This is a genomic window from Mammaliicoccus sp. A-M4, assembly GCF_022386955.1.
Classification (GTDB): domain Bacteria; phylum Bacillota; class Bacilli; order Staphylococcales; family Staphylococcaceae; genus Mammaliicoccus; species Mammaliicoccus lentus.
Map to the genome: position 1 here is coordinate 81,247 of NZ_JAJNHH010000003.1, position 23,979 is coordinate 105,225.

The window sequence follows — 23,979 nt, forward strand, 5'->3', positions numbered from 1 at the left end:
AAGTATTATGCAAATGCTGTGTTTAAGAGAGTTAGCTACTGCTATTATAATGAATTAGGCTGAGACATAAATACATGTCTCAGCCTCTTTTTTTATTGTCTTTTCTTGCTAAACTTGTCAATAACAGTACCCTTATTGTCTTTTCTCACCAAACGTGGCAACAACAGTACCCTTATTGTCTTTTCTCACCAAACGTGACAACAACAGTAGCAATTTCTATGTTTCTGCAATAACAGATATTTTCAGTGGCATCTAATAATGATTTATAATCAAGTTCGTTCATAATTTTCTTCTATCAAAAAAAGCACAAAATGTTTAATATACCAACATTTTGTGCTTTCTCTATTATTTCAAGATGTCTTGATAAGGTGTAAATTCCTTATCAAATGTTTTTGCTACTTCTTCGTAAGTTAATTTACCATGAATTGTGTTTAAACCTTTTGCTAGTGCTTCATTTTCTTGGCATGCTTTTATATAGCCTTTGTTTGCAAGTTGTAATGCGTATGGAGTTGTTGCATTATTTAAAGCTATTGTTGACGTTCTAGGCACTGCGCCAGGCATGTTAGCAACTGAATAATGAAGGACACCGTGCTTAACATATGTAGGATCGTCATGCGTTGTAATTCTATCAGATGTTTCGAATGAACCACCTTGATCAATTGCAATATCCACAAGTACTGAACCAGGTCTCATTTTCTTAACCATATCTTCAGTTACAAGCTTTGGTGCCTTTGCACCAGGGATAAGAACAGAACCTATCACTAAATCACTTTCAACTACAGATTCTTCGATGTTTAATGGTGATGACATCATTGTTTGTACACTAGAACCAAATAAATCATCTAATTGTTGTAATCTAGTAGGATTTAAATCAATAATTGTAACATCAGCACCAAGACCGACTGCCATTTTAGCAGCATTTGTTCCTGCTTGTCCGCCGCCAATTATTGTGACTTTTCCACGTTTAACACCGGGTACACCAGATAATAGAATTCCAATTCCACCATTAGTTTTTTGTAAGAATTGAGCACCAATTTGTGTAGACATTCTTCCTGCAACTTCACTCATAGGTGCTAATAATGGTAGAGAGCGATCTTTTAATTGAACAGTCTCATAAGCAATTGCTGTTACTTCATTTTCTAATAATGCATTAGTTAACGATTCTTCTGCTGCTAAATGAAGATATGTAAAAAGTATTAAATCCTTTTTGAAAAATTGAAATTCTTCTTCAAGAGGTTCTTTAACTTTCATAACCATTTCAACATTCCAAGCTTCTTTTTGATCAACAATTTCAGCACCTAAAGCCTTGTAGTCTTCGTCTGTAAATTGTGAACCTAAACCTGCACCAGTTTCTACTTTAACTGAGTGTTTTTGGTCAATTAAAGTTGCTACTCCACTGGGTGTTAATGCCACCCTATTCTCATTATTTTTTATCTCTTTTGGTACTCCAATTATCATAATAAATTCCCTCCTTGACTCAATCATAACGCCATAATTTTGAAAGCGCAATTATTTTTATTCAAAAATTATACTATTGCTAATGTCTTAAATTTCTAAATATTCAAACGATAATTATACTTTATCATATTATGATTAAAAATGTGACATTATCTCTATTATTAAAAAGTTAATTTGTTATTTTTTCAGAAAATTATGATATAATAAGATAAAAGAACTAGGAGGCGGTTCAGATGTTAAATTATAAAAATATTCTTATAGCAGTAGATGGATCAACTGAGGCAGAATGGGCTTATAACAAGGCAGTAGCTGTAGCAAAACGTAACGATGCTAAATTAACAATTGTTAATATTGTTGATTCTCGCTCATACGCTAGTGTTGAGGCTTATGATACTCAAATAGTAAATAAAGCTACAAGCTTCGCTGAAAGTTTATTATCTGGATATAAAGAAAATGCTGAAAAAAATGGTGTAGCAAATGTTGCAACTAAATTGGAATTTGGCTCACCTAAAACGATTATTCCTAAAAAGTTAGCTGATGATTTTGAAGTCGACTTAATCATGTGTGGTACTTCAGGACTAAATGCAGTAGAACGCTTCATTGTAGGTTCAGTTTCAGAAGCAATTGTTCGAAATTCTCCATGTGACGTTTTAGTTGTTAGAACTGAAACAATGCCTGAAGATTTCGAACCAACAGTTGCAACAAAAGAATTATTCGATCAACATCACGATGGAAAATAATTTTTAAGAACTAAATATTAGTCGAGTTTAGGATATAATTCCACACTTCCAAAAAGCTTGGGAGTTGGGCAGAAATCTCATTTTATTAAACAGATTTCGTAGTCCTACCCCGGCAATGAGGCTGAGACATGTATTTATGTCTCAGCCTCAAATTTTTTATTATTTTTGTTCGTTATTTTGGTCTTGTATATCTTCATTACTTTTTTGCTTTTGTTTTTTCGCTTGTTCTCTACCTACTCTTCTCATTACAATTCTAACTAATCGCAACAGTGCTCTCTCTGGTCTCATGATATTCCTCCTCATTGCTTCTTTAATTATGTATAGCCTTAACGATAAATAGATAAACATAAAGGAATTGGATAACTAACATTAAAATTTTCATATAAATAAAAGAGGTTGAAACAATTAATTTGTTTCAACCTCTTGATTATTAATAATTATTTACCTAAGTTACCAAATTTCATAACATCACGAGCGATTACAACTTCTTCGTCAGTTGGAATAACAATTACTTTAACTGGTGAATGTGGGTAGTTGATAAATGCTTCTTCACCATGTAATCCTGTGTTTAAGCGTGGGTCCCAATATACACCCATGAATTCTAAACCTTCTAATACTTTAGCACGTACAGTATCAGAGTTTTCACCAACACCTGCAGTGAATACAATAGCGTCTAAACCATGCATTCTTGTTGCATAAGAACCCATATATTTATGAATTCTAGAAGCGAATACATCTAATGCCAATTTAGCTCTTTCATTACCTTCGTTTGCATCTTGTTGTATATCTCTTAAATCACTTGAAGAACCTGAAATACCAAGTAATCCTGATTCTTTGTTTAAGATATTTAATACTTCTTCTGCATTTTTGCCCGTTTTTTCCATGATAAATGGAATTAAAGCTGGGTCTAAGTTACCTGAACGTGTTCCCATTGTTACACCAGCTAATGGTGTGAAGCCCATAGATGTATCTACAGATTTACCGCCATCAATAGCTGCGATTGACGCGCCATTCCCGATATGGCATGAAATAATTCTTAATTGATCTATAGGACGATCTAATAATTCAGCTGCTCTTTCTGATACATATTTATGACTTGTACCATGGAAACCATATTTACGAATACCGAAATCTTTATAGAAGTTATAAGGTAAACTATATAAATATGATTCTTCTGGCATAGTTTGATGGAATGAAGTATCAAATACTGCAACGTGAGGAATATTTGGTAATAGCTTTCTGAAAGCCTTAATACCCATAATGTTTGCTGGGTTATGCAAAGGCGCAAGTTCTGTTAATGATTCAATTTTTTCTAACACATCATCTGTTACAAGTGCTGATTCAGGGAATAATTCTCCACCATGTACTACACGGTGACCGGTTCCTTGAATATCATTAATATCATTGATAATGTTATGATTTTTCAGTGCATCTAACATAATGTTAACTGCAATATCATGATTTTCAATATCTAATGTTTCAGTAATTTTTTCTCCGTTTACTACAATTGAGAAAACTGAATTTTTTAAACCAATACGTTCTATCAAGCCTTTTGTTATTACTTTTTCTTCAGGCATTTCAAATAATTGAAATTTTAATGATGAACTACCGGCATTAATTGCTATTATTTTTGTCATTTAGACTTCCTCCTGATAATACTTTTCTATACTATTTAAACACTAATACAGATACTAATCAAGTATTAATACAGTTTATGAAGGATGATTTTCTTTCATCCATTCATCAACTTCATCTAAAAACGTTTTCAGTTGGGCTTGTGCTTTGAAGTCTGGAATATTCGCTAATAATACCTCAACAGAATGAGTTTTCCCTGAGTCTTTCTTTTGTAAGATTAATAATGATTTTTTAGATTGTTCTGTCTTAAACAATGTTTTAGGGAAGTTTAAAAATGCTTGCATTTCTGTTTCTGTTGCAATAAATTTTTGAAGCTGTTTCACTTCTTCACCTTCGAATAATTGACTTGGAACAATTAAAAATACATAACCACCTGGTCTCACTGCATTGACTGCTTGTTCTAATAATAAATAATGGCTATAACTGTGACCATCTTCGAAACCTAATTTCATTTCTTTACTACGTTCATCAACTGGATAATACCCAACTGGTAAATCCCCTACTACAACGTCCGCTTCTTCTAATGGCAGTGGCATAATTGCATCATGTGGATATACATCAAATGGTATTTCCAAGAAGTTAGCAAGATGAATACTTACACGCTGTAATACTGGGTCTACTTCTATTAAATGATGCATTACAGTTTTTTCTTGGTTCTGTTCATTTATTGTCGCACTTAAATGTCCTGTTCCACTTGCTATATCTACAACATTTAATTCCTCTTTATTCTTATTAAATAAGTTAACAAGGTAGCTTAATATAAAGCCTATTGAGTCCGGTGTCATTTGATGATTAGGTTGAATGATTTCTTCTTTTAGCAAACTTAAATATGCAAATTGAAATGCTTTTCTTCTCTCTTGTATTGTCGATTGTTCTAAGAGGTCTCTTTGGTTGGTATAAATATCTTCCATTGCTAAACCTAAGTTTTCAATGTAACTTTGTCCATTTTCATCATGTAATTTTTTACTATTTTCATCCAGTTTCTCATACAATGTTTCCATAATATTTTTTTCTTCAGTCATAATTGCCCTCTTTCGTATAAAAAGCTGCCCATTCATATGGACAGCACTTTATAGTTGTTTATTAGTTTAAGTTTTTGAAAGCTTCTAAAGCTTTATCATAATCTGGGTGATTTGTGCCTTCACTCACAATTTCTGAGTAAACAACTTTATTGTCTTTATCTAATACAAAGACAGAACGTGCTAGTAAACGTAATTCTTTCATTACTACACCATAATTTTCACCAAATGATAAGTCACGGTGATCACTTAATGTAATTACGTTTTCTAAACCTTCAGCTGCACACCATTTCTTTTGAGCAAATGGTAAGTCGTTTGAAATTGTTAGAACAACTCCATCTTGTACATCTGCTGCTTCTTCATTAAATTTGCGAGTTTGTTGACTACAAACACCTGTATCTAAAGAAGGTACGGCACTAATGAGTTTCTTTTTACCTTCATAGTCTTTTAAAGTTCTTTCTGATAAATCATTTGCTAATACAGTAAAGTCTGGTGCTGTTGAACCTACTTCTACTTCTTTACCTACTAATGTAATAGGTTCATTCTTGAATGTAACTTGCGCCATTAAAAAAGCCTCCTTAATCTTGATAGGTATATTCTATCATGATTAAAGAGACTTTGAAATTCATTTGTTTATGAGTTTTGACTCGTTACTCTTTGGAAGTCTTTTCTCATTTCAATGTATTTATTTTTCAAAACAACTGTATCACCAAAGTAATCGTGAATACCTTTATGTTTTTTATTAAATGCTACGACTATATAAGGTAAGCCAAGCAATATGCCCGAAATAATTCTACCTATCCATTCTCTAAATAACACATCAGTAAATTTTAACGGCTTTGCATCTTCTCGATAAACACTCAAGCCAAGTATCATTTTTCCTAATGTTGCCTTAAAATAATAAGTCATTAACACAAAATATAAATAAAATATCAATGCGCTAACAATATTTTCAACACTGAAATATGGTACGAATAGGTACTCACTCTTAATACTTGTTGACGCGAATAGCGGTCCTAATACAATACCTTTAAACCCAGCTAAAGCAAGTAAATCAATGATATAAGCTAAAAATCGAACCCAGAATCCAGCAAATACGATAGATTTTATACTAGACATATACTTATTTACAGTGCGTTCTATGTCACTTTGTTCACGAGAAGAAGCGACTTGTTCGTAATGTACTTCAGTCATTTAAAATCCTCCTTACTCACCATATAGATACATAGGTTGTGGTGAATTATTTGCTTTAATAAGTGCTTCATATTTACTTATATCATCAAAACCTAACATAGATGAAATTTTACTTTTAGCTCCCATTGGGAAGTTCATGAATGAACCAGTTGTATCATAAGTAACTACTTGTGCATTTTTAGATTTTACTGCATTTCTTAAATCTTTAATTGCATCATCTTCATAACCAATTTCATCGATTAATCCGTTTGATTTTGCTTGTTGTGAAGAATATATTCTTCCGTCTGCTAATTTCTTAACTTTATCTTCTGGCATATCTCTGCCATCTTTAATAACTTTAACAAATTGTTTATAGCTATCATCTATGATTGATTGCATAATGTCTTTTTCTTCTTTAGACATATCTTTCATAGGGTTTAATATTTGTTTATGTTTACCTGAAACAACTGATTGATCTTTTACGCCTAAGTTATCTGCTAGTTCAGCATAATTAATACTAGAAATAATAACCCCTAATGAACCAGTTAAAGTTTGTGAACCTGCATAAATTTTATCAGCTGGAGTAGAGATGTAGTATCCCCCAGATGCAGCCATATTTTTCATTTGTACATAAACTTTCTTGTTTTTCGCTTTTATTTCTTCAAGTTTTTTATGTATTTCGTCACTTTCGTATGTACCACCACCTGGTGAATTAACTTCTAATAAGACACCTTTTACGCTATTATCTTTTTTAATTTTATCTAATTTCTTTAAAAATGATTGATGATTATACCCACTGCCACTGAATAATGATTCTTCAGTTCCAGTATCTTGTATAGTTCCATCAACAGATAATTTAACTATTTTACTACTGCTATCACTTCCTGATTGGACTGATTCACTTATGCCGTCAGAACCTGTAACAGTATTTTTCCAAGAATTATCAAGAAATACACCTACTGTACTCATCACAATACCACCAATAACAAGTACTAGTGCAATAATAATTGCAACTAACCTTTTTGACATACTATCTTCCTTTCTATTTTAAGATTTTACATTTATAATGATAACAGACTTTCATATCAACTGTAACAATTTGGGAGGAAGATTTTATGAATTCTAATAAACATATTTATTTTTTCACATCTAAAGATAAAGACATACTTCAAACATGTGACGAAATCAAAGCACAGATGGAACCATATGGCTTTAAATTCGTAAATAATCACGAAGAAGCGGATATTATCGCTTCAATTGGAGGGGATGGTAGCTTCTTACAGGCATGTCGCAAAACTAATTTTAATAAAGACAAAATTTATGTCGGGATTCGTACACGCTTAGATCAAAATTACTTATATGTTGATTTTAGTGTTGATGACATACAAAACTTGATCGATTCTATTAATTCAAATGATGTAATGGTCCGTAAATACCCAGTTTTAGAAGTAAACCTTAACGATCAGATGTCATATATGTGTTTAAATGATTTTTACATTAAATCTAGTGTTATTAAGCCAATGAAGATGGAAATTTATATTGACGATGAATACTTTGAAGCATTTAATGGTGATGGTTTACTAATCTCTACCCCTACAGGTTCAACAGGTTATAATAAATCTTTAGATGGCGCTATAATTGACCCGATGATTCGAAGCATGCAACTAACTGAAATTGCTTCATTAAATAATAATAACTTTAGAACAGTAAGTAGTTCTGTCGTCTTAGGCGAAACGCGTACCCTTAAAATTGTATTAGATAAAGAAGGCAATTATTATCCTATCATGGGATTAGATAATGAAGCATTAAGTATACAAGAAACTGAGTTTGTTAGACTTCAAATAAAAAATAAATATATACGTACACTCAGACTCCCACACAATTCATTTTGGAGCAAAGTACAAAGGAAATTTTTATAATAGAAAAAAAGCCCGAGACACATTTATGTTTCGGGCTTTTATTATATATATGTGAGGTAATGACCTCTAACGTGCAAGAAATTATTAACAAGCTCGTTAGCATTATAGGCCTATATTTTAAAATCGTATATATTAAAAATCCTCCTAATTTGTAAATTAATATCTCAACGGATTAGGAGGATTTTTGAGCTAAGGAATTATCTCCCTGTCTCATGTTATTTTTAATCACATTAACTGTACAGTCACATAATCATAAATATTTTTAATAATCAAAATGATAGTCACAACAATAAATAATACTTTTACATAAGAAACGCCTTTTTTAATAGCAAACGTCACTCCTAAGTATGAACCTGCTACCATTGATGCGGCCATACATAATCCATATACATAATTGACTTGTCCGAGAAACATGAACAATAATAAAGCACCAACGTTTGAAGCAAGGTTTAAAAACTTTGCATTACCTGCTGCATGTAAGTAGTCAAGGCCAATTAATAACAACATGAATAGGAAAAACGAACCTGTTCCACCACCTAAGAAGCCATCATAATAACCAATAACAATTACACCAATAATAAAAAGTATCGCCTTTTTTAATGATAATTTTTTATATTGGTTAATATCTCCCCAATCTTTCTTTACAATGGAATACACTGTAACAAGAGCAAGAATGATAATAGCTAACGGCTTTAAATATTCTGGTGGTAAATAGGTCGCAGTTATTGCTCCGAAGATTGAGCCGATAAAGCTTAAAGGAAATAACTTTCCGACAATATCAAAATCCACTTTTTTTGCTTTAATAAACTTCATTGTACTTGTAAATGTACCAAAAGAACTTGCTAATTTATTTGTACCTAACGCAACCGCTGGATCCATTCCAACCGCTAGTAGCGCCGGTAAAGAAATCAAACCACCGCCACCTACAACAGAATCTATAAATGACGCAATTAAACCAAATACTATAATGATGAGTAGGATATTAATATCAAACTCCATCGTCTCATCTCCTCTACTTTATGAATACGACATCCCAACGTCTATTTTAAAGTAGATCATCCATCCATTCTTCTTTCTCTTTTTGAATATCATCATGTTTAGAAATTGTGATTGTTTCTACATTTTCTACCGCTTCATCAATTAATGGACCAAAATCAAAATTCGATTCAAAATATTCTACTTTTTCTAATTTTGGATTTGTTTTCGGGTTTTTCGGCGTAAAAATTGTACAACAATCTTCAAAAGGTTGAATCGATAAATCGAAAGTGTTAATAGCTTGTGCTTTTTTAACAATTTCATCTTTATCGAATGTTAATAGTGGTCTTAAAATAGGCATAGATGTAACACTATTTATTGCATACATACTGCCAAGAGTTTGACTAGCTACTTGTCCTAAGTTTTCTCCATTAACGATAGCATGTGCTCCAATATTATGAGCAACTTTTTCTGTAATTCGAAGCATCATTCTTCTCGTACTTGTCATTGTATAACTTTCTTCAACAACTTTATGAATTTGTTTTTGTAAATTCGTAAAAGGTACAATATGAAGTTTAATGTCCCCTGTTAAATAAGAAAGCTGTTTCGTTAAGTCGATAACTTTTTGTTTTGCTTGTTCACTAGTATATGGCGGGCTATGAAAATGAATAGCTTCAATTGTTACACCACGTTTCATTACCTCCATGCCAGCTACTGGAGAATCTATTCCACCAGAAAGCATTAATAAAGTTTTACCCCCAGTTCCTACAGGTAAACCTCCTGCACCTTCTAGGACTTTATTATACATATAAATTGCATCTTTTCTTACTTCTACTTTAATTTTATGATCAGGCTGTTTAACATCAACCGTGATGTTGTTAGTGTTTTCGAGTACATGACCACCTAGAGCTTGGTTTAGTTGAAAAGTATCCATTTCAAATGTCTTATCTGCACGTCTAACATCTATTTTAAATGTGTCACCATCATTAAATTCATTCGCGAATTGAAGTGCAATTTCCTTCATAACATCTAACTCTTTTTCAATTCTTACTACTGGGCTAACTGAATGTACACCAAACACCGACGTTATACGTGTCATCATTTCTTCAATATCTGAACCTTCATAGACATCTATATACATTCTATCTCGATTAGCACGTACCTTATATCCTTGTAGTGGCATTAAGCGATCTTTAATGTTTGCTCTTAACTTATTTACAAACATCTTTCTATTGCCTGATTTTAAAGTTAATTCACCGTACCTAACTAATATATGATCATAATTCATTTTTTAATAACTCCTTTACTTCTATATATACTTTATTAAAGGCTTCTTTAAATGTTTCGATTTGTTCTTCTGTTATATCATACGTTATGCTAATTCTTATACTACCTTCTATACGACTATTACTCATACCCATAGCTTTTAGCGTTTCATTATGCGAACTTTTTTTCGAAGAACATGCACTTGTAGTTGAAAGGTAAATATCAAATTTTGAAAAAGCATTAACCAATACTTCACCTTTTACTCCCGGAAATGAAATATTCAAAATATATGGAGCTGCGTCGGTCGGAGAGTTAATTACTATACCTTCATAACTTTCTATAAACGTTCTAATTTCAGATCCCTTCGCATATAATACTTTACGATGTTGTTCACAATTCTCTTGCATAAATCTCATAGCTTTAGCTAAAGAAACATTAACTGGGGCATTTACTGTACCACTTCTAATACCGTATTCTTGTCCCCCACCAAATATGATTGGTTTAATAGATCTGAGTTGGTTCAACACTAAAATTCCAGAACCTTTTAATCCATGGAATTTATGAGCGCTTAAACTATAACTATCCATTAAATTGATATCTAAAGGGATTTTACCAAATCCTTGAACACCATCTACATGAAAATGAACTTTAGGATAAGCTTCAAGCATTTTGCTAATCTCTTCTATAGGTTGAACTTGGCCCATTATATTATTGACATGCATACAAGTTACAAGGATGACATCATCATTAAGTAGCTTTTCTAAAGAATTTAAATCTAATTTACCATCAGCAGTTGTATTAATATATTTCAGGTTAAATCCTTGTTCTTCTAACGCTCGCATCGTTTCAAGTACAGATGGATGTTCCATTTTAGTTGTTAAAATCGTATTCCCAAATCTTTTCTTCGTTTGAGCCATACCTTGCAAGACTATATTATTTGATTCAGTGGCTCCACTAGTAAATATGACATCAAATTTATCATTTAAATTTAAGTATTGTTTTATATTTTTTCTTGCTTTATCAATCAAATGTGCAATTTTTATTCCTGCACCATGAGGGCTATTTGGATTAAAAAAATAATGTTGGTTCATTTGAGTATATGACTTAATAACATCCTCATGAGGCTTCGTAGTTGCAGCATTATCTAGATATATCATACTGTCACCTCTTTTTTTCATTATATAATGATACCACAAGTCAAATGGTATAGATATACTTAAAAATGATAGAGTAGCTAACGTGAAAAAATGAAGTTTGACAATTGATTATCCAAAAATAACAAGCTAGAACAATAATTTGTTCTAGCTTGTTATTATAAATATTTATTAATTTTGCTGATAAACTTCTTCTTCGATTTTATCACTGATTCCAGGTTCAACTTTTTCTAAAGCCGCTTCTGAAATTTCTATTGCACGCTTGTATCTATTATTAGCGAAAAGTCTTTCTGCTTCATTAAGACTTTTGTTTAATTCGTTATTTTCTTTTCTATATCTATTACCATATTGAATTAATGTTTCAGCATGAACTGCATTAATTAAAACGTCTGTTGTTTCATCTTCAAACTTATTCATTTGTAAAACGATATTGCTCACTTTATCTTTCACAAACTGAACATTAATCGGTCTTTGGCTAAAGATTTTATTAACTTCGCGTATTTCATGATCGATTTCATTTTTCATAATGATAAATCTTTCAGGTACGCTAGGTAAATTTGAAGCAAGTAGATTTCTGTATATTTCCTCTTTCTTAGATTGAACTCTAAGTGTGTTTTGTTGAGCTGTTGCTTCATCTTCACGTAATGAAACAAGGTGATTTTGAATTTTTTCTTGATTGTCATTAATAACTTTTACGTGTTCTTCAATATATAGTAAATTATCTTCTACTTCACTGTATCTAACACTTGCTTTTGCCATTTCACTCAAAATTTCATCATATACAGTTATTAAATTTTGAATCTCATTTTCATACTGTCTTACTTTATGAACGTCTTCTTCAGAAATATAATAGTTTTCTTTTACATATTCAATTTCTGTTTGTAGCGTATAGTTCATATCTTTAGCATGGAATAATTCATCTGTAATAATTTCTTTAGATTGTTCAACTGTATTTTTAGATTTAACTTCATGTTCGATTAAATCGTACATATCATCTAATGAATCGTTAATCTCAGTAATAATGTTTTCAGCTTCACTTAGTTCTAATCTACCTATTAATGGTTCAACTAAATTCAATCTGCCTCTTAAAGTTTGTAAAGTACTTTCTACTTTAACATGTTCTAAATTATAACCTTCTACTTTTAAATCGCGACAACCAAATTTTAAATCTTGGAATTGTCCTGGTAATTCTTTTTGAACGTCTTTGATTAATAGAGGAATTTCATTCATGTCTTCTTGCATGCGTTTCATATCTGTATGTAATTGATCAATATGACCTTTTGCTTTAACATAATGTCCCTCATCAATAAGTTCTTCATACTGCTCAATTCTAGGATAAAATGCTTCGATATTTTTTTCGATTAAATCAGCTGCATCACCGAATTGGTGTCTGTTTGCTAACACTTCTCTTTTGGTTTCTCTGTAGATTTGCTTACATTCTTCATACAATTTATCGCTTGATTCTACTGTTGTAATTAATTCTGTAACACTCTGAGTTAAGCGCGTATATTTCTTTTCGATGCCATCCATAATCTTATCTGCATCAGCTATACTTTCTTCCGATTGCGAAAACTTAAATTTATCTAGCTCTGCATCGGCATCATGTATTTTAGCATCCACTACTTTCAAATCTTCTTGTAGCACTGTTTGCCACTCTCGTTTAAATTGATCATACTTATCTTTAGCTTCGCCTCGCACATTTAATTTTTTAAGTTTAGCTAACTCATCTTGAAACGGTAATTGTTTAATTTTTTGTTTACGCTGTTCAGTCTCAGTAATCAAAGTTCGCTTTGATGTACGCAACCATAACATTATACCAATACCAATTAATATAATGATGATAATTGCAAGTGTTATATAAATTGCCATTATGTATTCTCCTCCTAAATCGTTCTCTTTATTATAACGTAAAATATTTATCCAACAAACCTTTTTCTGTGCAATTTGTATCTAAAGTTCTAAAATAGATTTATAATTTAAAAAAATAATGAAAAGAGGAATAAATATGTCTGAACATAATTTGAATTATTCACTATTAAGCAAACAATTAGATGGCCTTTTATCAGGTGAAAAAGACCTAATTGCAAATTTAAGTAATACATCTGCTTTTATTAATCAATTTTTACCCGAAATTAATTGGGTAGGTTTTTATCTTATTAAGAATAATGCATTAAAACTTGGTCCGTTTCAAGGATTACCTGCTTGCGTTGATATAGAAATTGGTAAAGGCGTATGTGGAACAGCTGTAGAAAATAACTCAACTCAGCTTGTAGATGATGTCAATGCCTTCCCTGGGCATATAGCTTGTGATGCAAACAGTAAATCTGAAATAGTTATACCACTATATTATAACAAAGAAGTTATCGGTGTGTTAGATATAGATGCACCAATAAAAGCAAGATTTACAGAAAAAGATAAAGATGGTTTAGAACAACTTGTGCAAGTACTCGAAAAGCATCTCTATATCTAAAAATAGTTTGACATTACCCATCAAGAACAGTATACTATTCTTTGTGTGAATTAACGGAAGTAGCAGTTAAATATTATAGGGCTCTATGTTATTCCCAAAGAAGGCGTGTTGTGTAACCGCGGCTGCAAGGTGAAGGCACACAAATATAACATATCCATATGAGCATTTAACATTCTTTCTTGTTTCTTCATAACAATCAAACAAGAAAAAGGAGGAACTTCAAAATGGCAAGATTTAGAGGTTCAAACTGGAAAAAATCACGTCGTTTAGGTATTTCATTAAGCGGCACAGGTAAAGAATTAGAAAAACGTCCATATGCACCAGGACAACACGGCCCTACTCAACGTAAAAAATTATCTGAGTATGGTATGCAATTACAAGAGAAACAAAAATTACGTTACATGTACGGAATTAACGAACGTCAATTCCGCACTATCTTCGACAAAGCTGGTAACATGCAAGGTGTTCACGGTGACAACTTCATGGCACTATTAGCTTCTCGTTTAGATGCTGTAGTATACCAATTAGGTTTAGCACGTACTCGTCGTCAAGCACGTCAATTAGTTAACCATGGTCACATCACTGTAGATGGTGGTCGCGTAGACATCCCATCTTACACTTTAAAACCAGGTCAAACTATTGGTGTTCGTGAAAAATCACAAAAATTAAACATTGTTGCTGAATCTGTAGAATTAAGTAACCACGTACCTGAGTACTTAACATTTGATGCTGATAAATTAGAAGGATCATTTGTACGCGTTCCAGAACGTAGTGAATTACCTGCTGAAATCAATGAACAATTAATCGTTGAGTACTACTCTCGTTAATAGTTTAAATTTATATCCCCACTCCATTCGGAGCGGGGATTTTTTTATAAGATTTTATTCATTTAACCATTCACTTAAACTTTGAGGATAATCTGTAATAACGCCATCTACTCCAATTTTTATCATTCTTACAAAATTATGATAATCATTTACAGTGTAAGGTAATATTTTTAAACCATGCGCATGTATACTTTTCACAAACCCTTTCGTAAGCAATTTATAATTTGGATTTAAATACTGAGCATATTCACTTATTTTTTGTATTGTATCATTTCTAATAAGACGATGTCTTTTACTTATCAGCACACCAAGTTTTATATTTTTATTTAATTCTCGAACCTTTTTCACGCTGTTTCTATCAAATGATTGGATAATAATACGATTGATATCAAGCCCTGTCTTAATAATTTCATTTATTAATTCTTCTTCTATGCCTGGATATTTATCTGGATGTTTAACTTCTATTAGTAATTTAATATTGGTAGGCTTGATAAGCTGTAATACTTCTTGTAGCAATGGTATACGTTCTCCTATAAATTTCTCTCCTTTCCATTTACCTATATCATATTTTAATAATTCATCATAAGTTAAATCTTTAATGGTACCTTGTTCTAAAGTTGTTCTTTCAGTCGTAGGATCATGCATAACAACTAATTTTCCATCTTTAGTTCTATGTATATCAATTTCTAACATATCGATGTTTAATGTGAGAGCATATTTATAAGATGCTATCGTATTTTCAGGTATCAATGAAGGAACACCTCTATGTGCTACCTTAATTATTGAATTTATACTGTTCAGATTCATTGTCTACTCCTTAATTATCCGTCATAATGTAAAGTATACCTAAAATTATTTATTTAAAGAAAGGAAAAATAATTATGACTACACATATTTTTGACTTAAAAGGAACATGGACTAAAGGTAGAAATACTTCAGGCCATATTACAACTAATAATTTATCAACGAGAGTTTCGATTCCAGAGGTTATGGACGGACCTGAAATTGGCACAAATCCTGACGAAATGTTACTAGGCGCAGCTTCAACTTGTTATATGATTACTTTAGCGGCAATGATTGAGCGTTCTGAAATTGAAATCGAAAGAATTGAAGTTGATTCAAAAGGATATGTTGATGTGGAAAATGGTGTCATTACTTATAAAAAAATAGAACACTATCCTGTAATTTATATTGGGGATGAACCTGATGAAGATTTACAAGGAAAACTTAAAAGACTTGTTCAAAAAGCAGAAGAATCTTGTATGGTGACACGTGCCTTAGCTGGAAATGTTCAAGTTATTGCCAGTGGTGAAGTAAGATATTGATATGAAAGCGTTTTAATCTGAATTTTCTATAAATTCACTATATTTTTATTATTTTCTTTGCTACAATATAGAACATAAATTCAATAAGGAGTGTATATAAATATGTATCAACATGATTCTTTATTACTCGCACCAGGTCCTACGACAGTTCCTAGGCAAATTCTAGAAAGTATGAACTTACCTATGACTGGTCATAGAACAAAGGAATTTAGTCAAATTATTCATCAAGCATCAAGAGATCTACAAACAATTTTTGGGGCTAAAAACCCTGTAGCTATCCTTACTTCTTCTGGAACAAGCGCTTTAGAGGCGGCAATGGTCAATATCGTAAACCCAGACGACCATATCGTGATTATAGTATCAGGCGCTTTTGGAGACAGGTTTAAAAAGATAGCTGCTTCCTATCCATTTAACGCTCATATTTTTGAAGTTGAATGGGGAAATGGTGTAGACATAGAAGAATTCGAAGCATATATTAATGCACTCGACGAAAATATAACTGCTGTATTCACTCAATTTTGTGAAACATCGACTTCAGTGAAACATCCTATCCGTGAATTAGGTAAATTAGTACATGATATTGATCCAAATATTTATTTTGTAGTAGATGGTGTAAGCATCATTGGTGCTGTAGACGTAGATATGGAAAGAGACAATATTGATTTATTAGTTGCGGGTAGTCAAAAAGCTATCATGCTACCTCCAGGTGCTGCTTTTGTAGCGTATAATGATCGATCTATAGAAAGATTTAAAGAAGTTACAACATCACGTTTTTATTTAGACTTAAATAAATACATTACTTCATTAAATGATGATTCTACTCCTTTCACACCAGCAGTTTCACTTATAAGAGGTGTTCAAACTTATTGTGATTTAATTAATGAAGAGCAATTCGAAAATACTATTAAGCGTCACGAAGTGTGTAAAGAAGCTGTTAGAGCTGGTATAAAAGCATTAGATATCGATTTATTAGTAGAAGATCAATTTGCATCCCCTACTGTTACAGCTTTTGTACCTAATAAAGAAGAAGTAAAACCAATTAAAGATGAATTACTAAATCGTTTTAATATAACAATTGCTGGTGGTCAACAACATCTTAAAGGTTCAATTTTAAGAGTTGGACACATGGGTAAAGTGTCGCCTAATGATATGTTGAAATTCATTAGTGCATTAGAAATTGTATTATCAGAACTAAGAGGTACATCCGTACTCGGAAAAGGTATCACAAAATTCCAGGAGGTAATTAATCAATATGTTTAAAGTTATAGTCGTAGACCCAATTTCAGAAGAAGGTCTAAAAAGTTTATTAGAACATGATAATTTTGAAGTTGATATTAACACAGGTCTATCTGAATCAGAACTTACTGAAATTATAGGCAATTACGATGCATTAATAGTAAGAAGTCAGACTCAGATAACTCCTCCTATATTAAGTGCTGCAAAACAATTACGTGTGATTGCACGCGCAGGTGTTGGCGTTGATAATATTGATGTTGATTATGCAACAAAAGAAGGAATATTAGTAATCAACGCACCAGATGGTAATACAATTTCTGCAACTGAACATTCTATGGCTATGATTTTAGCGATGGCTAGAAATATTCCTGAAGCTCATCGTTCATTGCAAGAAGGAAACTGGGATAGAAAAACATTCCGCGGTACGGAGTTATATCAAAAAACACTAGGTGTTATTGGTGCTGGCCGAATTGGTCTTGGTGTTGCAAAAAGAGCACAAAGCTTTGGTATGAATATACTCGCTTTCGATCCTTATTTATCAAGCGATGAAGCAAAGCGTTTAGAGGTTACACGAGCTACAGTTGAAGAAATTGCAGAACAAGCAGACTTTATAACAGTACATACTCCTCTTACACCTAAAACTAAAGGTATAGTAAATGAGGACTTTTTCAATTTAGCGAAACCAAATTTACAAATCATTAACGTTGCTAGAGGTGGTATTATAGACGAAGACGCCTTAATTAAAGCATTAGATGAAGGTAAAATTGCTAAAGCTGCACTCGATGTATTTACAGAAGAACCAGCAAACAACACACCTTTAACGCAACACGATAAAATCATTGTAACTCCTCACCTAGGTGCATCTACAATTGAAGCACAAGAAAAAGTAGCGGTATCTGTGGCAAATGAAATCATTGATATTTTTGAAAATAATAATGTTTTACATGCTGTGAACGCCCCTCAAATTTCTGGTGATGTCGAAGAAGAATTAAGACCGTTTGTACAGTTAAGTAGAACTACTGGCGAAGTAGGTATACAATTATTTGATAAAGGACCACGTGAACTTAAAATTAAATATCATGGTGAAATAGCTTTAGATGATACAAGTTTAATTACACGCCAATTAGTAATGGGTGTGCTAAAACAAGATTTAGGCGATCACGTTAACCTTATAAATGCATTAGTTTTACTAAATGAACAAGGTGTAACTTATCAAATTGAGAAGAATAGTAAAAAATATGGTTTCAGTAACTATATAGAACTTGAGTTAATCAATAAAGAACATTCAGTTAAAATTGGTTCAACCGTTCTTAATGGATATGGTCCTCGCATCGTAAGAATCAACGACTATCCGGTAGATTTCAAGCCTGAAAAACATATGTTAATTATTAATCATAATGACCGTCCAGGTATTGTTGGTAAAATGGGACAATTACTTGGAGAGCATAAAATAAATATCGCTTCAATGCACTTAGGTAGACATTCTATCGGCGGCGAAGCAATGATGGTACTTTCAATTGACCAAGAAGCAACTGATGAAACTATTTCAGACCTTTATGGCATTGATGGTTTCCAAAGAATTAATAAAGTAGAATTAGATAAACCAATAGATTAATCTATAAATATAAAGGGAGTGGGACAGAAATCTCATTTTATTAAAAAGATTTCGTAGTCCCACCCCGGCAAGGATGACTAGGTATGAAAAAAACTTGTTATAAGCGCATTTTCATACCAGTCATCTACTGCCAATACAAAAAGAGAGTCTGGGACAATTATTTATGTTCCAGACTTTTTTTATTATCTTTATCAACTCTATTTAATTAGTATATTTCTAATATCCAATACATTATCTACTATATAATCTGCGTCATTTTCTTCTAATTCTGCTCTAGCTGCTTGCCCTTTCAGTCCTGTTAAAGTGCCTATGAAAGTTGCGCCTGTTTTCTTAGCGCTTAGAAGATCTGCTAACGAATCGCCTACTATATATATTTCTTTATCTTTAAATGCTTCTTCTTGCTTATTAATATAAGTTAAATAATTTTCATCACTATTACCACCGTGTGCTATTAAATAGCTAAATGGGTTTGGTTTACCTAAAGGTTTGTGCTCTGGGTATGTAGTTTCAGCATTTAGCACTTCCGAAGCAGTACCAATATGATATTCATCAAATTGTGTTAACCAACCAATCGTTTCAAAAGGCACTAGTGTTTCTGTTCTTGGTCTCCCAGTTGCTATACCAATTTGAAAACCATTATTTTTTAAATCAGTTAATAATTCATTTACTTTAGTAATGTCTGCTAACACAACTTCTTCTTTTATGTAGCCTTTCTTAAAATCAGTTTTAGCTGATTTCTTTTCAACTTCTTCATATAGTTCGAAACCTAAATACCATTCTTGATAAAGTTCTTGCGCGATATCCCAGAAACGGCTTTTCAATTCAAAAATAGAAGCATCTTCAATATTTAATTGGGATTTTGCAAATTCAATTAAGTCAGAGTAAATATTTTCTTTACCAGAAGTTGCTTGAGATAAAAATTCAAGTGGCGTTTCAAGCTCGATATTATAGTTACTTAATTCTATAGACCACCCTTTTAATGTTTCTATAGAAAAGTTTTGATTACTCAAGTCAAATTTACTTGTATTTGCTTTTTTTAATAAATCAATTAAATGTGTACTAATCACTATAAAAAGCATATCCCAATTGGAATTTAAGCCTAATGATTTAAGTTGATTTAAAATTTTGTCATCCAGAAATACATCTTTTCTAATTTTTCTAATATCATTTTCACTTAAATGAGTTAAATCTATAGTGCTTTGTAAATTTAAAAATTGGTCACTATATAACATTTCATATACAGTTAAAGCCGAAACGTCAAAACACCTTTCTTCACTTAAAAACACACCATCTACATCGAACAATATTTGTTTCATAATATGCCTCCATTTTTAGAACATTCTGATTATAATTTTATCATATCTATATATTTAAAACAGTAGATATTGTGGTCCTTTTAAATGAAAACGTTTTATATTAAAATTCTATAAATATTTAAGAAAGCGAGGCAGAAATTCTTATTAAAAAATAAGATTTCTGCCTCGCTTTCTTAAGATAAATTGTTATTTTTTATTAGCTTTATTAGCAATATAAGTTACTTCTTTTTGAAGTGTATTTGTTCTTTCTTCTAATAATTCCATTACTTTTGCAATTTTTTCACTTTTTTTCATATCACTAGGAAATTCACTTGGATTTATAGGATCGCCATATTTGATAAAAGATTTATGTCTAAATGTAAAAATAGACTTCACTTTTTTAGGTCCTTCAAACGCTGCAGGTATAATAGGTTTATTACTTAAGACAGCTATTGTTGCAGCGCCTCTTTTTAGTGGCGCTTCGCCCGCTTCTGCTCTATGTCCAGATGGAAATATTCCTACGCTTTTTCCTTGGTTTAATAGTTTTACAGGTGTTTTTAAAGTGCTTGGTCCTGGTTTTTCTCTATCTACTGGAAAAGCATTTAACGAATGGAAAAACTTATCTGACCAGTCTTTAGAGAACAATTCTTTTTTAGCCATATAATGAATTTCTGTAGGATATAAACTTAGTGCTAACATAATTACTTCAACATAACCACTGTGTGTACATGTCACAATATATGGTTGTTCTGGTACTTTTTCTTTATTAATAATCACGAGTTGTTTTCCGAATTTTTGAAACACTGAATACAATACACTACTTGCAAATTTATACATATGTTGACCACTCTCTTCTTAATGATATTCATATTTTATCACTCTACAACTTTAGTCTCAAGTTTTCATACAAAATATTGTAACAATTAAAATACATCATATTATTGGCAATTTTTCTTGATTTCTATAATAATTATTTTATGGATAGCATTAAGGAGGCGTTAAGTAAACATGGATCAAAATGATCAAAATCAAAATTCAAATCAACTAAATGGTACTTCAAATGAATATTACTACAAAAAGAAAAATAATATTCCGTGGTACCAAAGTTGTCTTATTCCATTTTTATCAGGTATTCTTGGTGCAGCTTTAATACTTGCACTATTTTTTGGCGGTTCTAAATTATTGGATGTATTTAATTCAACCAATGATGATGCCAATGTTACAAACGCGCCAGCAAGTGAAAAAGGTGGAAACACTAAAGATAAGGAAGCGAAAAACAATTCGGTTTCTAAAATGGTCGAAGATGTCTCCCCTTCTATTGTCGGAGTTATAAACAAACAAAAAGTGAGTGGCTTAGAATCATTTTTTGGAGGTAATAATTCTGAAGGTTCAGATGAATCACAAGAAACTGGTGCCGGAACAGGCGTGATTTATCAAGTCGATAAAAATAGCGCTTATATTGTGACTAATAATCACGTTATTGAAGGTGCTAATGAAATTGAAGTTAGACTTCATAACGATAAAGCTGTAAAAGCTAAATTAGTTGGTAAAGATGTTATGACAGATTTAGCAGTACTTAAAATTGATGGTAAATATGATATTAATCCTGTTAAATTCGCAGATTCTTCAAAAGTTAAAGCTGGTGAAACTGTATTTGCACTAGGTAATCCTCTTGGTGTAGAATTTGCAAATAGTGTTACCCAAGGTATTATATCTTCTGAAGAACGTACTATGAATGTTCAAACATCTGAAGGTGTTACAGAAGCAACTGTTATTCAAACTGATGCTGCAATCAACCCAGGTAATTCTGGTGGTGCTCTTGTCGATTTAAATGGTAATTTAATCGGTATTAACTCTATGAAAATATCACGACAAGATGTTGAAGGTATAGGTTTTGCCATACCAAGTAATGAAGTTAAACATATCATTAAAGATATTATGGACGATGGAAAAGTAACTAGACCATACATTGGTATTAGTATGATTTCAATCGACGATATCCCTGACCAATATAAAAAAGAATTAAAACTTACTGTTGATAGTGGCGTATACATTTCAGAAGTTGACGAGAAAGCAAATAATGGAATTAAAAAGGGCGATGTCATCACTGAAATAGATGGTAAGAAAGTTAAAGATGATTCGGATATTCGAAATTATATTTATAATGATAAAAAACCAGGTGACAAAATCACTCTAAAAGTCGTTAGAGATGGTAAAGAAAAATCAGCAAAAGTCACATTAAAAGAACAGAATTAAAAACTAACTAGGGGCATAAATATTAATTCAAAATAAATAAGCATATCACTTAACTAATATTTTAGTTCATAAGTGATATGCTTATTTTTATAAAAACATGACTATTACACATTTTAATGTCTCAGCCTGGTTCTTTATAAAGGCAGTGTATGTGTTATTAGAATCCTCTGCCAGCACCACCGCCGGAGAAGCCGCCGCCTCCGCCGAAACCGCCGCCAGAAAATCCGCCACCGGAACTACCAGGTGGCCCACCAAACATAAACGGTCCAGCCGAACCTCTTCTCGTTCTTCTTCTTGTACCGCCTCGTGGTGGTTTACCTCCACCATTTAAGAAATAAATAATGAAAAATATAATGATAAAAATAATAAATACTATAAAGGGAATTTTACCTAAACCACTACTTTGTGGTTCATCCTCAGTAAATTTTTTTCCGTCATATCCATAGCTTTTAGCAATTTCGTCCCAAACTGCGTCATACAATTTAGTTAAACCTTTACTATAATATGCTTTAGATTTATTTTTATCGGAAGTTTTTGCTGCTTTTTCTTGATAAGGCATAAAATTATCATCTATTAATTGTCCTACTTTTGAATCATTTAATACGCCTTCAAGTCCATCTCCAACAGCTATATCTATACCTCTATTATTATTTTCATTGCCATTATCTAAATTAAGTAGAATAACTATACCACGGTTATGTTTCTGGTCGCCTACTTTATAATGACGTCCTGCCTCGAGCGCATAGTCTTGTCTAGGTGTTTGACCAATTGATTTCATTGTCATTAACATAATATCTGCGTCGGTACCATCTTGTAGTTTTTGACCTTTTTTATTTATGTTGTTCTTATCTTTATCTAATACTAAATTAGCGTGATCTTGAACAAATACTGGCTTTTCAAGTTTAGGAAATTTATCCGCTGCAAAAGCTGTCGAGCTAAACGTGAGTAAAATTGCGATTATTAATAAATTTACGCGTTTTAAAAATTGATTCATTAAGAATCATCTCCACCAAAGTCAACTTTAGGTGCATCCTTTGCTTCACCTTTTGCTTGGAAGTATTCTTTCTTATCAAAATTGAATAAACCAGCTATGATACTTGATGGGAATTTACGTGTTGCTTGATTATATTCATTAATAGAATCGTTATAATCTTTTCTTGCAACAGCAATTCTGTTTTCTGTTCCAGCAAGTTCATCTCTTAAACCTGTGAATTGTTTATCTGCTTTTAAGTCTGGATAATTTTCACTTATCGCTATTAAACGGCTTAATGCACTATTTACTTCACCATTTGCTTCTGCTTTTTCTTGTGGCGTATTTGCACCGGCTAATTTACTTCTTGCATCTGAAACATCTTTAAACACTTTCTCTTCATGTTTCGTATAACCTTTTACTGTGTCAACTAAGTTAGGTATTAAATCTACACGTCGTTGTAATTGGTTGTCGATATTAGATAGAGATTTGTCCGCTTCTTCTTCTAATCCTACCAACCTGTTATATGGTCCAATCATGATTAAACCAAGAATAACAAATACTGCTACAACAGTAATTATGGGTGCTAAGTATTTTTTCATTATTAAACTTCCTTTCACTGAATTTTACACTATTCATTATACAT

At 32.0% G+C, this 23,979-nt stretch carries 24 protein-coding genes; 8 read left to right on the forward strand and 16 right to left on the reverse strand.

Translation table 11 applies throughout. The annotated features are described in order from the left end of the window. Positions 1-345: 345 nt before the first annotated feature. Entirely contained in the window at positions 346-1,458 is a 1,113-nt protein-coding gene (gene ald, locus LQ682_RS04000) for an alanine dehydrogenase (RefSeq protein ID WP_017000639.1), read from the reverse strand. 233 nt (positions 1,459-1,691) lie between these two features. Between ald and LQ682_RS04005 the strand changes: the two genes are divergently transcribed. After that, positions 1,692-2,198 (forward strand): universal stress protein, encoded by a 507-nt coding sequence (locus LQ682_RS04005; RefSeq protein ID WP_017000638.1) that lies wholly within the window; start codon positions 1,692-1,694, stop codon positions 2,196-2,198. 159 nt (positions 2,199-2,357) lie between these two features. On the opposite strand, the gene LQ682_RS14135 is transcribed toward LQ682_RS04005, so the two are convergent. From LQ682_RS14135 to sppA, 6 genes are all read right to left on the reverse strand, one after another. Next, a complete protein-coding gene (locus LQ682_RS14135; RefSeq protein ID WP_017000637.1) occupies positions 2,358-2,486 on the reverse strand; it encodes a hypothetical protein in 129 nt (42 codons plus the stop codon). A 149-nt stretch (positions 2,487-2,635) separates the two neighbouring features. After that, positions 2,636-3,835 carry an acetate kinase gene (locus tag LQ682_RS04010; protein WP_017000636.1) on the reverse strand — a complete coding sequence of 400 codons (1,200 nt, stop codon included), beginning with the start codon at positions 3,833-3,835 and terminating at the stop codon, positions 2,636-2,638. 75 nt (positions 3,836-3,910) lie between these two features. Beyond that, entirely contained in the window at positions 3,911-4,855 is a 945-nt protein-coding gene (locus LQ682_RS04015; RefSeq protein WP_017000635.1) for a class I SAM-dependent methyltransferase, read from the reverse strand. A gap of 61 nt (positions 4,856-4,916) precedes the next feature. Continuing rightward, positions 4,917-5,417, reverse strand: a complete 501-nt coding sequence (gene tpx / locus LQ682_RS04020; RefSeq protein WP_017000634.1) for a thiol peroxidase — start codon at positions 5,415-5,417, stop codon at positions 4,917-4,919. Between the two features lie 68 nt (positions 5,418-5,485). After that, positions 5,486-6,046 (reverse strand): RDD family protein, encoded by a 561-nt coding sequence (locus LQ682_RS04025; protein WP_017000633.1) that lies wholly within the window; start codon positions 6,044-6,046, stop codon positions 5,486-5,488. Positions 6,047-6,058: 12 nt separating this feature from the next. After that, positions 6,059-7,054, reverse strand: coding sequence for a signal peptide peptidase SppA (gene sppA / locus LQ682_RS04030; protein WP_064204352.1), 996 nt, complete (start codon positions 7,052-7,054; stop codon positions 6,059-6,061). Between the two features lie 86 nt (positions 7,055-7,140). Between sppA and LQ682_RS04035 the strand changes: the two genes are divergently transcribed. Further along, positions 7,141-7,944, forward strand: coding sequence for an NAD kinase (locus tag LQ682_RS04035; RefSeq protein ID WP_017000632.1), 804 nt, complete (start codon positions 7,141-7,143; stop codon positions 7,942-7,944). Between the two features lie 225 nt (positions 7,945-8,169). On the opposite strand, the gene LQ682_RS04040 is transcribed toward LQ682_RS04035, so the two are convergent. From LQ682_RS04040 to ezrA, 4 genes are all read right to left on the reverse strand, one after another. After that, positions 8,170-8,943, reverse strand: a complete 774-nt coding sequence (locus LQ682_RS04040; RefSeq protein WP_017000631.1) for a sulfite exporter TauE/SafE family protein — start codon at positions 8,941-8,943, stop codon at positions 8,170-8,172. A gap of 46 nt (positions 8,944-8,989) precedes the next feature. After that, complete coding sequence (gene thiI, locus LQ682_RS04045; RefSeq protein WP_103269450.1) at positions 8,990-10,207, reverse strand: tRNA uracil 4-sulfurtransferase ThiI; 1,218 nt, start codon at positions 10,205-10,207, stop codon at positions 8,990-8,992. Next, positions 10,197-11,342 (reverse strand): cysteine desulfurase family protein, encoded by a 1,146-nt coding sequence (locus tag LQ682_RS04050; protein ID WP_103269449.1) that lies wholly within the window; start codon positions 11,340-11,342, stop codon positions 10,197-10,199. The genes thiI and LQ682_RS04050 overlap by 11 nt, the downstream gene beginning before the upstream one ends. Positions 11,343-11,510: 168 nt before the next feature. Continuing rightward, positions 11,511-13,208: a septation ring formation regulator EzrA gene (gene ezrA / locus LQ682_RS04055; protein ID WP_103269448.1), complete on the reverse strand. Its 1,698-nt coding sequence runs from the start codon at positions 13,206-13,208 to the stop codon at positions 11,511-11,513. Positions 13,209-13,344: 136 nt separating this feature from the next. Here ezrA and LQ682_RS04060 point away from each other — a divergent pair, with 136 nt between their 5' ends. Together LQ682_RS04060 and rpsD are read left to right on the forward strand one after the other, a co-directional pair. Then, positions 13,345-13,809: a GAF domain-containing protein gene (locus LQ682_RS04060; RefSeq protein ID WP_017000628.1), complete on the forward strand. Its 465-nt coding sequence runs from the start codon at positions 13,345-13,347 to the stop codon at positions 13,807-13,809. Positions 13,810-14,033: 224 nt separating this feature from the next. Next, entirely contained in the window at positions 14,034-14,636 is a 603-nt protein-coding gene (gene rpsD / locus LQ682_RS04065) for a 30S ribosomal protein S4 (RefSeq protein WP_017000627.1), read from the forward strand. A gap of 54 nt (positions 14,637-14,690) precedes the next feature. On the opposite strand, the gene LQ682_RS04070 is transcribed toward rpsD, so the two are convergent. Further along, entirely contained in the window at positions 14,691-15,443 is a 753-nt protein-coding gene (locus LQ682_RS04070) for a glycerophosphodiester phosphodiesterase (protein ID WP_103269447.1), read from the reverse strand. Positions 15,444-15,517: 74 nt separating this feature from the next. Between LQ682_RS04070 and LQ682_RS04075 the strand changes: the two genes are divergently transcribed. The 3 genes from LQ682_RS04075 to serA all read left to right on the forward strand — a co-directional run bounded on the left by LQ682_RS04075 (position 15,518) and on the right by serA (position 18,812). Continuing rightward, entirely contained in the window at positions 15,518-15,961 is a 444-nt protein-coding gene (locus tag LQ682_RS04075) for an SACOL1771 family peroxiredoxin (RefSeq protein ID WP_017000625.1), read from the forward strand. Positions 15,962-16,063: 102 nt separating this feature from the next. Beyond that, complete coding sequence (locus LQ682_RS04080; RefSeq protein ID WP_064204357.1) at positions 16,064-17,221, forward strand: pyridoxal-phosphate-dependent aminotransferase family protein; 1,158 nt, start codon at positions 16,064-16,066, stop codon at positions 17,219-17,221. Further along, the gene (serA, locus tag LQ682_RS04085) at positions 17,214-18,812 is read left to right on the forward strand and encodes a phosphoglycerate dehydrogenase (protein ID WP_017000623.1); all 1,599 of its coding nucleotides are present in this window, start codon (positions 17,214-17,216) and stop codon (positions 18,810-18,812) included. Before LQ682_RS04080 ends, serA begins: the two co-directional genes overlap by 8 nt. Positions 18,813-19,009: 197 nt before the next feature. Here the strand turns inward: serA and LQ682_RS04090 are convergent, their stop codons facing one another. Both LQ682_RS04090 and LQ682_RS04095 read right to left on the reverse strand, forming a co-directional pair. Beyond that, on the reverse strand, positions 19,010-20,128 hold the full coding sequence (locus LQ682_RS04090) for an HAD family hydrolase (protein ID WP_103269445.1): 1,119 nt from the start codon (positions 20,126-20,128) through the stop codon (positions 19,010-19,012). 186 nt (positions 20,129-20,314) lie between these two features. After that, positions 20,315-20,944, reverse strand: a complete 630-nt coding sequence (locus LQ682_RS04095) for a lysophospholipid acyltransferase family protein (RefSeq protein WP_064204360.1) — start codon at positions 20,942-20,944, stop codon at positions 20,315-20,317. A 171-nt stretch (positions 20,945-21,115) separates the two neighbouring features. Between LQ682_RS04095 and LQ682_RS04100 the strand changes: the two genes are divergently transcribed. Then, positions 21,116-22,363, forward strand: a complete 1,248-nt coding sequence (locus LQ682_RS04100; RefSeq protein ID WP_064204361.1) for a S1C family serine protease — start codon at positions 21,116-21,118, stop codon at positions 22,361-22,363. Between the two features lie 157 nt (positions 22,364-22,520). Here the strand turns inward: LQ682_RS04100 and LQ682_RS04105 are convergent, their stop codons facing one another. Continuing rightward, positions 22,521-23,357 (reverse strand): TPM domain-containing protein, encoded by an 837-nt coding sequence (locus LQ682_RS04105; protein ID WP_070044694.1) that lies wholly within the window; start codon positions 23,355-23,357, stop codon positions 22,521-22,523. Beyond that, positions 23,357-23,935: a LemA family protein gene (locus LQ682_RS04110; protein ID WP_017000619.1), complete on the reverse strand. Its 579-nt coding sequence runs from the start codon at positions 23,933-23,935 to the stop codon at positions 23,357-23,359. The genes LQ682_RS04105 and LQ682_RS04110 overlap by 1 nt, the downstream gene beginning before the upstream one ends. Between the last annotated feature and the right edge of the window lie 44 nt (positions 23,936-23,979).